Consider the following 14,286-nt stretch of genomic DNA (forward strand, 5'->3'; position numbering starts at 1 on the left):
TAGGAAAATTATATGACAGCACAAACTAAAAGTCATCTCTTAAAGGGCGAACTAATACTAAATGACTCATTTAAATCTCCCCTCACTATTCACGAATTGGTCTTATGTTTAACCAAAAAAGACGACACAATCGTCGAATGTCGCCTTACCTTCCAAGTAGATCCCAAACTCTACAAACGCATCGATAAAGAAGCCTTATTCAATCTCAAACCAGAAGCCCGCAACTCTTCCGCTCAAAAATTCCTCCCCCAACCCGACATCAAAATCGAAACCACTCTCAAACCCGACTTACTCCCCCAACTGCAAGAACACGCCACCAATAATGATGAAGCAACAACCTACCTCCTCAACTTAAACCAACAACAACCCGAACACCTCTTACTATCTACAGAAAGTTGGCTGGCTTTATCAGTTACCCAACAACAAGACTCAGGGGAAATCGGCTATCGTACCCTTTGGTCTTATGTTAGCCCTACGGCGATCGCCCAAGCCTCCACTTCCACCGAAGAAATCTCCCAAGCAATAGTTAACTTCTTTACCGACTGGGCAGAAATTAACCTATCTGCCAGAACCCAAAAAGCTGCTGACCAAATGCTTGAGGGCATCAATAATCTTGTCACCCAAATAGCCGATATCGATATGAATGCGATCGCTCAAGAAATAGAAACCCGTTCTAAATCCATCCCCCAGGAAGGACAAATCTATCGGGAAATGGTCGATTTCTTCCAACAAGAAAATTGGTTTTTCGTCCCCATCCCACAAGAACCTGTTGTACAAATGGCATTCCAAGGCGATAGCGGTAAATGGACTTGCTACGCTAGAGCCAGAGACAAACAGCAACAATTTATCTTTTACTCCCTTTGCCCTGTCAACGCTCCAGAGAATAAACGACAGGCGATCGCAGAATTTGTTGCTAGAGCTAACTACGGCATAATTTTGGGTAATTTTGAACTCGACTTTACCGACGGAGAAATTCGTTATAAAACCAGTATTGATGTTGGGAGTGACAAACTTACTCACGAACTAATTAAACAAGTAGTTTACACCAACGTGATGACGATGGACAAATACCAACTGGGAATTATGTCTGTAATTTATAGTGATGTGTCCCCAGAAGATGCCATAAAACAAGTTGAAGGATAAAAAAAGTATGAGGCAAGGCAATGACTAGAACTAGAAATTATAAAGACGATTTACTAAAAGCTTTGAGCGATCCAATTGAAGCAAGAGAATATCTCAATGCAGCTTTAAAAGACGAAAACCTAGAAGTTTTTTTACTAGCACTGCGAGACGTGATTGAAGCTAACAGCACCATGAGCGAACTAGCACGAGCTACTAATCGCAATCGCGAGAGTTTATACAAAACCCTTTCCGACAAAGGCAATCCTCAACTAAATAGCGTTCGTAGTATTCTCAGTAACTTGGGATTTAAATTGGCAGTGGAAGCAAATAATTAATGGAGATCGCACGCGTAAATTAAAAGATTATGAACAAACATCTTATTCGTAATGATAACGACAAGCGAGAAAATCAATTTGGGTATTTCCCACCCGATACACAAGCCGATATTCTAAATCGATTCTCTGCGACTAGATATCGACCTCCAGATACTTTAAGTAAGATTGTAGAAAGAACAATGCTACCCCTAATCGATTCGACTTGATAAAGATAAGTAAATCAAAAATGACGTTAATATAGTGTAACGCATCAAATCAACTGAATATATCTAATAGGCAAAGATCGTGAACTCAGCAACAACTACTGAATATAAACATATTCTACTTGACGATCGCCAAGTTCCGTTCATCAAAGGAACATCTATGAAAGTCGTGGAATTAGTTACTTCTGTCCAAGCTTATGGTTGGAGTCCAGAAGAATTACATTTTCAGTATCCTCATCTGAGTATGAGCCAAATTTATTCAGCTTTAGCTTATTACTGGGAATATAAAGAGGAAATTGATGCAGATGTGAAACGACGCTTCGAGTATAGCGAAAAATTACGCCAAGATGCTGGAGAATCAACTTTAGCCAAAAGACTGCGTCAAGAAGGACTCATCAAATGAAATGAGTATTGCTTTTTACCTGGATGAGAACGTTCACCGAGGGATTACAAATGGATTGCGAATTCGGAATGTGGATGTCCTGACAGTACAAGAAGATGGACGTACTAGCTTTCCAGATCCGATTATACTTGACCGAGCGACAGAACTTGATCGGGTGTTATTTTCTCAAGATGATGATTTTCTAGTAGAAGCAACCCGTCGTCAACAAGAAAAAATAAACTTTTCTGGTGTTGTTTCTGCCCATAAACTAAGAATTTCCGTTGGTGATTGTATTTGCGATCTAGAAATTCTTGCCAAAGCTGCCTATCCTGAAGAATTAACAAATCAGATTCAATACTTACCTTTGTAGTGCGATCTTCAAAGACTAACTACATCAGGAACTCTCAGAATTCATCACCAGAGCTAACTACGGCATAATTTTGGGCAACTTTGAACTCGACTTCAGCGATGGGGAAATTCGTTATAAAACCAGCATTGATGTGGGAAATGACAAACTCACCCACGAACTAATTAAACAAGTAGTTTATACCAACGTGATGACGATGGATAAATACCATCCAGCAATTATATCTGTCATCTACAGTGAAGTGTCCCCAGAAGATGCCATTAAAGAAGTTGAAAGTTGAGGAAATTCTAAACAAACAATGAATTGAAAAAAAATCATGACTAACGAGCAACAATCAAGCAATTTTTGGATTACATTACCAGGTATCCTCACAGGAATTGCTGCTGTAATTGCAGCTATATTAGGTACAGGAGGGGTCGTAAAGTTTTTGCAGCCTGAAGAAACTTCTAATTCTAAATCGATAGACACTACAACTATTACAGTTCCTGCCGATTCTAGGGAAGGTATATCTTACACTAATCAAAAAAATGAAAGGGTGATTGTAGAATTCAAAGCCAACGGTAGATGGATAGCAATTCCTGAAGAGAATACTGCTACTAATATTCCTACATCTGCTAAAGGGGAGCTTTCAGCAGACGGCGATCAAAACTTTAATAAGAACCCAAATGCGCCTTGTCCTGGTGCTGCTTTGGGGGCATTAGTGATTCTGAACAAAGAAGGATGTTTATCAGCGAGTGGAAAGAAAGGAGATTTTCACCTAGAGCAAGGAGAAACTGTCCGCTTTTTGATGAACGATGTTAAAACACTTTATCAAGATAACAAGGGTTCTATCGCTATTGAATTATTCTCGAAATAATGCAAGCAAAGAAAATCTATTTATTATCTTGCTAATTTCTGAAAAAAAGCGATCGCCTTTCTAGAGCGTATAAATAATGAAATATTACAAGACTTCTTTACAACATCTATTAGCAGAACTAGAACGCATCGATCTGTTAATTCAAGTCCAACTCCAACGACTGCAAACCATCCAGTCAAGCGATCCAGCCTTTCAAGGGCTGTATATTTCCGAACCAGAACTCAAGCGATTACTAGAAAAACCTCTTGGCGTACCTCATTGGGCTGCTGGGTCAACACCACTATCTAGCAAAGAAATTCAGAATGCATTAGACAAAATATCTGCCGATATTGCTCAGAAAAAAACAGCAAGCAGCAAAAAAGGTATTGAATTGCGTCTAGATTCTCTCGGTCGTAAATTTCAGCTTACTCCTACAGCTATTGATATTCTGCTAATTTGTTTAGCCCCAGAATTGGACTTACGCTATCAAAGTGCTTATGGTTATCTGCAAGGGGATGTGACGAAAAAACGACCTAGTGTGGACTTGGTCTTAAACTTACTCTGTCCCGATCTAGAAACTAAACTAGAAGTTCGACAACGCTTTACTGCCAGCGCACCGTTATTAAAATATCATCTAATAGATATAGAAGATGATTCATTGCCTTTACTGAGTAGACATTTTAATCTAGGCGATCGCCTTGTCAACTATTTACTAAACAATAACGAAATTGATTCGCGCATTTCAGTCTATACACAATATCGAACCCCCTCAGTCGAGTTAGAAGATTTACTATTACCCACAGACATCAAACAACGTTTCATACAACTAACAGAAAATAAAAAAGTAATTAATAACTCGATCTTTTACTTCCAAGGTGCTTATGGTGTCGGCAAACAATCTACAGCCGAAGCCATTTGTTATAAGTTAGGTATGGGTTTATTGGTAATTGAAGGAGAACGGTTATTTAATCTTGACCTGACAGAGTTTAAGATAGCGATCGATCTTATTCACCGTGAAGGAATCTTACAGCAAGCAGCTATCTATTGGCAGGAATGCGATCGCCTGTGGGCAGAAGAAAAACAGCCCTGGTTAAGTCTATGGTTGCGTCAATATTCAGAACATCATACCCTCACTTTTCTTTCAGGAAACGAAGTCTGGGAACCAGCAGATGCTTTACAAAATACAAGTTTCTTACGGATAGAATTTCCTTATCCTACTACCAGAGAACGAATACAACTATGGGAACAGAACTTAAACGGAACGAAGCCCGACAATTCTACTACCGAACTCCAAGAATTAGCTAGTAAATTCCGCTTCAGCGGCGGACAAATAGAAGATGCAGCAGCTACCGCCCGCAATCTCGCCCTTTGGCAAGAACCAGAAACGAAACGGTTAACTATGAGTCAACTTTATGAGGCTTGTCGCCTACAGTCCAACCGCAAACTGAGTAAGCTGGCAAAGAAAGTTAGACCTCACTATCAATGGTCAGATATTATCCTTCCCGCCGACCAAATACAAATCCTGCGGGAAATCTGTAATACCCTTAAATATCGATCGCTGGTTTATGAAGATTGGGGCTTTGACCGCAAGCTAGCGATGGGTAAAGGAATCAACGTTTTCTTTGCTGGTTTACCTGGGACGGGTAAAACTATGGCTGCCGATATTATTGCAGGAGAATTAGGTTTAGAACTTTATAAAATCGACCTTTCTAGCATCGTTAGTAAATATATTGGCGAAACCGAAAAAAACCTCTCGCGGATCTTTGATGAAGCCCAAACTAGCAATGCCATTTTATTTTTTGATGAAGCTGATTCCCTGTTTGGTAAACGCAGCGAAGTGCGCGACTCCCATGATCGCTATGCCAATATCGAAGTAAGCTATTTACTACAGCGTATGGAAGAGTATCGGGGTATGGTTATCCTTGCGACTAATCTGCGGGGTAATCTGGACGATGCTTTTATCCGCAGAATGCACTTCAGTCTAGAATTTCCTTTTCCTAGCGTTAAAGATCGCTGTCGTATCTGGTCGAAAATCTTACCCGCAGATACCCCCATTAGCCCCGATTTAAATTTAGACCTAATGGCGCAAAGGTTTGAAATTGCTGGGGGTAATATCCGCAATATCGCTTTAGCAGCAGCCTTTTTAGCTGCTGATGACGGTGCTGCGATCGCCATGAAGCACTTGCTTTGGGCAACCCGTAGAGAGTATCAAAAAATGGGTCGGGTGGTTGCTAATGGAGAGTTTGAACTCTTGATTGTATCATGACAAAAATTTCTCAAGCGTAATTATCTTTTTAGTTCATTTGTATGCTGAAAGTTCCGTTTCAAGGATGTACGAACCGCGCTCAAATAAAGATCGTTCTATAAATACGGTTCTGAACCTTCAAAATTCCTTTTTGCTTGACCAATAGACCAGATAAAAGTAATTTCTTTTCCTGCGGGCTATCGGTAGAAGCAACTTTTCCTTGATGCAATACTTCTCGGTAAAGTTCTAATAGTCGCTCGGATTGTTGACTTTTGAAAAGGCGATCGCGAATAGTTCTTAAATGTTCTGGTTCATCTTGAGATTCCCAATTCTCAATTATTTTAGTTTGTACTAAGTTAGCAATCCATTCAGCTTCTCTATTTGTAGGAATAGGTGATGAAGCATTGCGGATCAGTCGGCAAAGCTTTTGAGTCAAAAAAGGTTGACCATTAGTCCAGGCTAGCACTTCTTTTAAAACTGTTTGGGGATTCTCTACTTTTTCGGTCAATCCCTGAAGTAGAGGCTGTGCTTCATGCTCTTTAAAGCCTTCTAGTTGAATTGCCTGACCAATGTTAAAAGGGGTTCTCTGGTAGTCAGTAATTAGATCGTTAGGGGTGGCGACTCCCAAAAAAACAAAAGTCAAACGTCGATATTCTGGATTGATACTACGTTGATTATAACAAGAGCGAATCAGCGCGAAAAAGTCATTGACGGGAAAATTTAAGCCCAAGAGGCTATCGATTTCATCAATAAAAATAACTATATTTTGAGCGATATTATCTTGGCTGACTACTTCAACCAGTAGAATTTCTTCGATAAACTGGCTCAGTCTTTGCACTGGAGAAAGTTCGCCCTGTTCTTTCCACCAAGTTTTTAGATTGACTTTTCTAAGTAAGCCATAACTACGCCATAGTTCTACAGCTAATCCTTTATACCATTGTTCGGGAGTAACATTCTCACTACCGATGCGAGTGAGATCGATCGCGCCACAGCTATATCCCTCGTGGTGCAAATGATGTATCATCCGCACCATCAAACTTGACTTGCCCATCTGACGGGGATTAAGAACATAACAAAACTCTCCCTTCTTCAATGCCTGATATAGATGACGATCTGCCAAACGTACTACATAAGTGGGTGCATCCATCGGCAAGCTGCCCCCAACTTGGTAATCAAAGTTAGAAGGATGATCTGCATTTCTAAGTAATTCATTTTCAAACATCAGTTCTGCTTGGGTAGCTTGAAGGATTTCCAAAGTATGGGATAGTTCTTGGGTGCGCTCATCGACTCTAAGCTCTAGATTGCGGTTGTAATCTTCCAATTGTCCGTAGAGACGAGCATTTTCAATCGAGATAGCAGCTTGAGCGGAGAGAATTTTGAGGACTTCTACGCGATCGCTAGTAAAGGCATCTGTAGTTAAATTGTTTTCCAAATATAAAATGCCGTTTAGTTTGCCTCGATCTAACAGGGGAATACAAAGAATTGATTTGGGTTCGGTAGCAACAATATAAGGATCGCGGATAAACTGTTCTGCTTCAACAGCATTATTGAGAACTATATTTTCTCGGGTACGGACAACATAATTAACGATCGCCACTGGTAAGATAGGTATTTGCTTTTCATCCTCTACTGAATCGATAGGAAGCGATCGCAATGTATTGACCTCATTAGAATCTGCTTTTCCTTCAGCTTTAACTAACCACCTATTTTCTTGTTTTAAGATCAGCAAGCCTCGTTCCGCCCCTGCATTTTCAATTACAGTTTTCATCAGCTTAGCCAATAATTTTTCCAGCTTAATTTCGCTAGCCAAAGTTTGCGAGGCTTTAATGACACTTGTTAAATCCAGCATTTCTGTTTTTGTATTAGCAGTAGATTCGATCGGGTCTATTTCAGTGGTTTGCGGCTTTTGTTGAGCAAACAAGCCAGGATATTCTACTGACAAAGCTCTAACTTTAGCCTTCGCGCCCCAACGGCTGTAACAATGATGAGCATTTTTCAGGTAAAGTTGTCCTATTTCTTCTCTACCCAAAGAAAGGTAAAATTCTGCTGCTCGTTCGTAAGCTATGGCTTCTTCTTGGATAAATTCAGATTCTTTAGCCCCTTTAATTGCCCGTTCGTAAAGTCCTTGAGCTTGCCAGTTTTGTCCTAATACCCGCGCCTTTTCTGCTGCTACTAAATCGTATTTATTTTGAAAGTTTTCGGGGCAATTGTCAGCCCACTTTTTCATAATTTTCTGATTTGAAGCTACTTGCTTTAGAACTTTTTGTTGCAGTTTGACAACCTTTGAGTTACTGCAGCAGGCAATCAGAGCCAGAGAATAGTAAAAATTATGCTGCACCGAAACAACATATGCAGCAGAACTCTCTGAATTTTTCTCAGCTTCGATCCCACTATCCACCGCTAACTGATATTCTTTAAAAAAATAGTGCAGGATTGTCTTTGACATATAAAGGCTAAATAGCAACCAAGTAGCTTTTTTTGATGTCCATTTTTTAATTAAGCTTTCTTCTTCTTCACAAGAATTACCTGCAACAATTCTAGGGGTTTCAGCATTTTCTCTCTGTAAATTGAAAGCGATTCCCCTACAGTTTTTCATGTAAGACAAAGTATATTCTTGTTTTAATTTACCTACAAAATTAAGATACTCTTGATATTTTTGATTTACTTTTTTCAGATTATGTCCTGTAAACATAAAAAACAGACAATAAGCTGAAGCACTATAAGCAACGTATTCTAGATCTCCGTTGTCTAGTCCCAAATAAATACCTTCCTCAATGCTGTTGATAATATTTCTCATCGGCTCTTGCCAATGCCGAATAAATCCATTGCTGTAGTGAAGTACCAAACATTTGAATTTTCGGCTCTTAAATTTTTCCAACAGCTTCAACGAGAGTTGACCAAACTTATATCCCGAATCAATATCTCTGGCGATTCCGCACAAAAAATTACCGTAAAAAATATACACGCCAGACGCTTGAGGAGAATTTCCATATTTAATACAGAGTTTGACTGCGACTAATGTCACCAGAGAATACAGCCGACAATTAGTAATAATCGCAGCAGGAGTAACAATTAGTAAGATTCTTATCGCTGCAAGCTTGTTGAGATCAGTCATTTCTGGCAGATCGAATAAATCTTCAATTTGTCGCTCTTTCAAAAGCAATTCTAGCGATTTTTGTTCTTCGTTAATTCTCTGTCTGCTTGGATTCTGAGGTAATATTACCCCAAGCTGAGCCAGAACCAGAAGCGCAACATCTATGGCTAATTGGAATTGAATTTTAGCCATATAAAAATGAATCTTAAGTTCCAACACTTTGACTTTATCTATAAGAGTTCTAGCTTGCTGTAGAACAATAGTAGAAAGCTGTTCGGCTCGCTCGAACTGGGTGTTTATGTATTGCACTTCTATCATTTCTACATGGAGAGCCAGCGTTAGATCGTACTGACTTTCCCAGCTATCTGATGACAGGAGTGTGAGACCAACCTCTAAATATTTAAGGGCAGCTTCATAAGCCGTTGCCTTCTTCGCTTTTTTCCCAGCAATTAAATTTAATTGAGCCAGCTTATCTTTTTGCGATCGCTCGGTGATTAACTCTGTCCCAATGTTTAGTTGATTGACAACTTCAAAGATATTATCCCTCGACTTATCTTGTTTGCTCTTCGACTGCAATAGTTGACCTACTTTGAAGTGAATTGCTTGTTTCTGGTTTTCTGGAATTAGGGCATAGGCAGCTTGCTGAAATCGGTCGTGTACGAATTTAAATGGTATGGAAGATGGATAATTAGGGATGATGCCCGGCAGTTCTGAACCAGCGACAGACTTTTCGTTCTGCTGCCAAAGTAGGGGAATTTTGTAATCGTCGCTCAGAGGCTCGATCCAACCTTCTTGAAGTGCTAGCCAGAGATCGCTAGCTGTATCTGACGGAGATTTTTCCTTGACCAGAGAGATAATTTCCAAATCGAATCGATTACCAATACAGGCAGCTAACTTTAAGACATTTTGCGTCCTCTCATCCATCTGTTTAATCTTACCGATTGTTAACTCAACCACATTATCGGTTATGGCGATCGCTTGAATTCCCTCGAGATTCCATTGCCAGCGATCGCTATTATAGTCAAATGACAACAAATTTTGTTGATATAAAGATTGAAGTAACTGAGTCAAGAAAAAGGGATTTCCTTGGGTTTTTTGAAATATTAGTTTTGCTAATGGCTTCGCTCTCTCTATCGAACAGTTAAGAGTGTCGGCAATTAATTGGTTGACACAATTTCTCGCCATAGGCTGAAGAATGATGGTATTTACTCGATCCTCAAGCTGTTGAATTCGATCCAAAGTTTTCATTAAAGGATGGGTTGCATCAACTTCGTTATCTCGATACGATCCAATTATTAATAAATATTGGCTGTTGGTATCGCTTATCAATAGCTCAATCGTCTTTAAAGAGGATAAATCTGCCCATTGTAAATCATCTAAAAAGATGACTAGAGGGTGTTCTTTTTTAGTAAAAACGCCAACGAATCTTTGAAAAACCAAGTTAAACCGATTTTGAGACTTACTAGAACCCATTTCTGGTACTGATGGCTGTTTACCGATAATTAGTTCTAGTTCGGGAATTACATCTGAGATGACTCGACCATTATTGCCCAGAGCCTCTAAAAGCCTTGGTTTCCAAGCTTGTAATACTGTTTCATTTTCCGTCAGCAACTGTCGGATTAATTCTTGAAATGATTGAATCAGGGCGGAATAAGGAATATCTCGTTTAAACTGGTCAAACTTACCAGAGATGAAATATCCTCGCTGTTGTGCGATCTGCTTGTAAACTTCATTCACTAACACCGACTTACCGATGCCGGAATAACCAGCCACGAGTAACATCTCTGTCTTGCCTTGACTGACTCGCTCGCAAGTAGTCAACAGTCGATTTACTTCTACTTCTCGACCATAGAGTTTTTGTGGAATTTGAAATCGATCCGAAATATCTTGTTGTGCTACGGTTATTTCGGGAATTCGCTCGCTTGCCTGTAAATGTTGCAGACAGGTTTTAAGATCGGCTTGTATTCCCCGTATGCTTTGATATCTCTCCTCTGGCGTTTTTGCCACCAGCTTCATAACGATTTCGGAAACGGCTTTTGGATAATATTGTTTCTTTTCTTTCTCTGTTAAAAGATGGGGCGATACAGGTTTTTGAGCGATATGACAATGGAGCAATTCCAGAGGATTTTTGGTCTGAAAGGGAAGTTGATCGGCGAGCAGTTCGTAGAGGGTAACACCTAGAGAATAAAAATCAGTTCGATAGTCTAGTTTTCGGTTCATTCTGCCAGTTTGCTCTGGCGAAATATAAGCTAAAGTTCCTTCAAGCTGGTTAGGATTGTAAATCCTGGGATTTTCCTGGGATAAAACAGTAGCAATGCCAAAATCAATAATTTTAAGTTGCTTGGTTTCTGGGTTATAAACGATGTTGGAGGGGTTAATATCTTTGTGAATTACTTTAGCCTGGTGAATATCACCCAAACATTTAACAATTTTCAGCGAAACGATTAAAAATTCTTCTAGTGTAAACTTACCTCTTGTCATCCAAATTTTTAAAGATTCCCCACCAAAATCTTCTAAGAGCATGACTAAGCTGTTTTGATATCTTTGCAAACCGTAAGTCTCGATCGCACCATCCACATTTAGGGATCGAGTTAGTTCGTATTCCTGCTTGTATCTGGTAAGTTCTGCCGGATCGGGATAGTCCTTTTTAAGAATCTTGAGGATAAGAGGTTGATCATCCCGATCGCGAATAGCTCGATAGACCAGTGAATTAGCACTTTCGTAGATTTTGGCAATAATTCGATAGCCAGTGAGAATGTTCATAGTTTCATTTCTGAAATACCGCTTGAATTATTTTCACTGCCAACTACGATCGATGAGTCACAGATTACTCCGCCGTCCCCATTCGAGGATAAATAAAACGACGGAGCCTTCTTACAAAAGTTGCTCATGGTGAGACAGTTGCGGTGGACGGGTTCCCCGGCATAAGCAAACTGTTGAACCCGAAGGGGGGAGACCCCCAAGACCACACTTTTGCGCTGCTGTGACCGTTGGTCAAAAGACCGAGACACTGTAGCTTACAGTTCTATAATTTTACAGTTACCGTTTTGATCTCGGTGTATTGTTGCAAGCCATATTCACCCAATTCACGCCCTACTCCAGACTGCTTGAACCCTCCTGCTGGAGCAGCAGGATCGAGAACACCGTAGCAATTTACCCAAACAGTTCCAGCGCGAATTCCACTAGCGATTGCGTGCATTTTGGCGATGTCCTTAGTCCAAACTGCCGAGGCTAGTCCATAAGGTGTAGCATTGGCTTGCTTGATTACATCATCAAGGTCTCGAAACTTGATAATGCTCATTACTGGACCAAAAATCTCTTCTTGGGCAATTTCCATCTGATTTTGGACATCGGCAAAGACGGTTGGCTGAATAAAATAACCGCGATCGCCCACTCGCTCGCCACCGCATAAGAGTTTGGCTCCTCCATCAACTCCCGACCTTATGTAATGCCTAATCTTATCAAACTGAGTCTTATCTATTTGTGGTCCTTGCTCGGTCTTAGGATCGAAGGGATCGCCGACCCTACGCTGTTTGGCTCTGGCAACACTTTTGGCTACAAACTCGTCGTAACACTTTTCCTCTACAAAGAGACGCGATCCTGCCGTACAAACTTGTCCCTGATTAAAAAAAAGCGCGAGGTGCGCTCCCTCAATTGCCTGTTCGAGATCGGCATCCGCAAAGACAATATTAGGACTCTTCCCGCTGAGATGATATGTAACGCGCTTCAAATTGCTATTAGCTGCTGCTGACAAAATCTGTCGTCCTACCTCAACCGACCCTGTAAACGTGACTTTGTCAATATCCAGATGGTTTGCGATCGCTCCACCGACAGTCGGACCATAACCAGGGAGGATATTAACCACTCCAGGAGGAAAACCAGCTTCGAGAATTAGCTCCCCTATACGCAGTGCAGATAATGGAGTCTGTTCGGCAGGTTTTAGAATCAGAGTGTTACCTGTAGCTAAGGCTGGTGCCATCTTGACAGCCTGTAACACCAGCGGAAAGTTCCAGGGAATAATCATTCCCACTACCCCTACTGGTTCGTGTCGCGTGTAGCAAAAGTAAGAACCGTTAACGGGGATTGTCTTACCTTGAATCTTATCTGCCCAGCCAGCGTAATAGCGATAGATAGAAACAACTAGGGGTAAATCTACGTTCAGCGATTCATTTAGAGGCTTGCCATTATCCAATGTCTCGATTCGTGCCAATTCTTCTTGATTCTGCTCTATTAAGTCAGCTAGTTTATAGAGCAATTCACCGCGACGAGTGGCAGACATTTGTCTCCAATCTCCAGTAGTAAAAGCTTTGCGAGCTGCCTCTACTGCGCGATCAACATCGCGAGCCTCTGCTTCGGCTAGATCGCAGATTACTTCTCCTGTTGCTGGATTAATAGTTTCAAACCGTTTTCCAGAAACACTTTCTACCCATTTATTATTAATCAACAATTGAGTAGAACCGATTTGAACCTGTTGCTTTAAGCCTGTAGCAATGACCATCATAGTCTCCTAAATTTTTATCGAGCAATATAGCGGTTCTCAAATAAGTGAGGTAAAAATATAAACTTAGTCAAAAACCTGAAAACCCCTATTCCCTATTCCCTATTCCCTATCCCCTGACTCCACCAAGATGTATCTCATTAATACGAGAACCGCTATATATGGAAATTCTCAGATTATTCTTGTTCCCCAAGAGTTCGAGATGAACTACCCCAACGCAAGGCGATGGGGTTTCCCATGAACCTTGGAATTGCGTTGTGATTTTTGACGTTTCATCTGCCCAAGTTGCTTCATCGAGCCAGTATGCTTACGCTTACTAGTCAAGGAAGTAGAGCTTAGACATCCACTGTCTGAGAGATGCGTCCCACACCCCTGTTGCTGGTTTGTAGCAACGTTATACATGACAAGTACAGAACCTCGATCACGTTCAATTTCAAAATTACAGCTATCACAAATATGATAGCGATTAGACAAGTTAGCCCAGTCTTTATGTACCGTCCCGCATTTAGGGCATCTTTGACTAGGTTTGACTCTTCTCGTGTTTAATCGAAGTAGCAAACCGCCTTTGGCTTCAATTTTGTAAGCAATCATTTGGTTAAGAGTGCCAAAGCCAACAGAAAGTATAGACTTATTAAGTCCTGCTTTCTGCTTCTTACGAAAGTTGCTCATGGGGGGAAACCCCCAAGACCGCACTTTCGCGCTTCTTACGTTTGCTACCTTGTCTTGCTTTGCGTGTTAAGCCTTTGGTATTTAGCTTTTCAGTTACCCCGATGTCATGACGACTTGCTATGTCTGAGGTAATTTTGTGCTGCCAATCGGGCACGCTGATTTGCCACTTTGCGCTGTAATTTTGATACTTGTCTTCGTGCTTTTTTCCAACGATTTGAAGCTTTTATGCTTTTCTTTCTATTTGGTGCGCGTTTTCTTCTGAGTTTTTTTGATTCTTGCTTGACTTTCTTCTCTGTATTTTTCGTAAAACGAGGATTAGATACTTCCTCAAACTTTTTACCATCAAAGCAAGTAATAGCAGTAGCAGTACCCAAATCAAAAGCAACTATTGACTCATATTTCAAATCTGACAAAGAACCAAACTTTGCTTGTTCAACTGAAACATTACAAGTAAAACTGGCAAACCACTGTTTTTTGCTTGGCTTATAAACAATGGTTAACGTAGTTGGAGTACACCAAGATTTTGCTTGTCCTCT

The 14,286-nt window shown here is 40.6% G+C and carries 10 protein-coding genes and 2 pseudogenes; 7 read left to right on the plus strand and 5 right to left on the minus strand.

Annotated features, from left to right (window positions below; all coding sequences use genetic code 11):
* The first annotated feature begins 12 nt into the window (after nt 1-12).
* Nucleotides 13-1,143, plus strand: coding sequence for a YbjN domain-containing protein (locus PLEUR7319_RS39930; protein WP_019503914.1), 1,131 nt, complete (start codon nt 13-15; stop codon nt 1,141-1,143).
* 20 nt (nt 1,144-1,163) lie between these two features.
* Complete coding sequence (locus PLEUR7319_RS0104015) at nt 1,164-1,457, plus strand: addiction module antidote protein (RefSeq protein ID WP_019503915.1); 294 nt, start codon at nt 1,164-1,166, stop codon at nt 1,455-1,457.
* Between the two features lie 42 nt (nt 1,458-1,499).
* Here PLEUR7319_RS0104015 and PLEUR7319_RS43370 read toward each other — a convergent pair.
* Nucleotides 1,500-1,616 (minus strand): annotated as a pseudogene (locus PLEUR7319_RS43370) (type II toxin-antitoxin system YoeB family toxin); the annotation flags it as partial.
* A 126-nt stretch (nt 1,617-1,742) separates the two neighbouring features.
* On the opposite strand from PLEUR7319_RS43370, the gene PLEUR7319_RS0104025 reads away from it, so the two are divergent.
* The 5 genes and pseudogenes from PLEUR7319_RS0104025 (at nt 1,743) to PLEUR7319_RS0104045 (ending at nt 5,510) form a co-directional block, all read left to right on the plus strand.
* Nucleotides 1,743-2,063 carry a DUF433 domain-containing protein gene (locus PLEUR7319_RS0104025; protein WP_026102291.1) on the plus strand — a complete coding sequence of 107 codons (321 nt, stop codon included), beginning with the start codon at nt 1,743-1,745 and terminating at the stop codon, nt 2,061-2,063.
* 1 nt (nt 2,064) lies between these two features.
* The gene (locus PLEUR7319_RS0104030; protein ID WP_019503918.1) at nt 2,065-2,412 is read left to right on the plus strand and encodes a DUF5615 family PIN-like protein; all 348 of its coding nucleotides are present in this window, start codon (nt 2,065-2,067) and stop codon (nt 2,410-2,412) included.
* Nucleotides 2,413-2,446: 34 nt separating this feature from the next.
* Nucleotides 2,447-2,689 (plus strand): annotated as a pseudogene (locus PLEUR7319_RS34210) (YbjN domain-containing protein); the annotation flags it as partial.
* A gap of 36 nt (nt 2,690-2,725) precedes the next feature.
* Nucleotides 2,726-3,265 carry a hypothetical protein gene (locus tag PLEUR7319_RS0104040; RefSeq protein WP_019503920.1) on the plus strand — a complete coding sequence of 180 codons (540 nt, stop codon included), beginning with the start codon at nt 2,726-2,728 and terminating at the stop codon, nt 3,263-3,265.
* A gap of 76 nt (nt 3,266-3,341) precedes the next feature.
* A complete protein-coding gene (locus PLEUR7319_RS0104045) occupies nt 3,342-5,510 on the plus strand; it encodes an AAA family ATPase (protein WP_019503921.1) in 2,169 nt (722 codons plus the stop codon).
* 79 nt (nt 5,511-5,589) lie between these two features.
* Here the strand turns inward: PLEUR7319_RS0104045 and PLEUR7319_RS0104050 are convergent, their stop codons facing one another.
* The 4 genes from PLEUR7319_RS0104050 to PLEUR7319_RS42515 form a co-directional block, all read right to left on the minus strand.
* Entirely contained in the window at nt 5,590-11,346 is a 5,757-nt protein-coding gene (locus tag PLEUR7319_RS0104050; protein ID WP_019503922.1) for an AAA family ATPase, read from the minus strand.
* A 262-nt stretch (nt 11,347-11,608) separates the two neighbouring features.
* Entirely contained in the window at nt 11,609-13,081 is a 1,473-nt protein-coding gene (locus PLEUR7319_RS0104055; RefSeq protein WP_019503923.1) for an aldehyde dehydrogenase family protein, read from the minus strand.
* Nucleotides 13,082-13,288: 207 nt separating this feature from the next.
* Nucleotides 13,289-13,750, minus strand: a complete 462-nt coding sequence (locus tag PLEUR7319_RS42510; RefSeq protein ID WP_051044389.1) for a zinc ribbon domain-containing protein — start codon at nt 13,748-13,750, stop codon at nt 13,289-13,291.
* Nucleotides 13,751-13,854: 104 nt separating this feature from the next.
* A partial coding sequence (locus PLEUR7319_RS42515) for a transposase (RefSeq protein WP_237743511.1) occupies nt 13,855-14,286 on the minus strand: 432 nt, incomplete at its 5' end.

Source organism: Pleurocapsa sp. PCC 7319 (assembly GCF_000332195.1).
Taxonomy (GTDB): domain Bacteria; phylum Cyanobacteriota; class Cyanobacteriia; order Cyanobacteriales; family Xenococcaceae; genus Waterburya.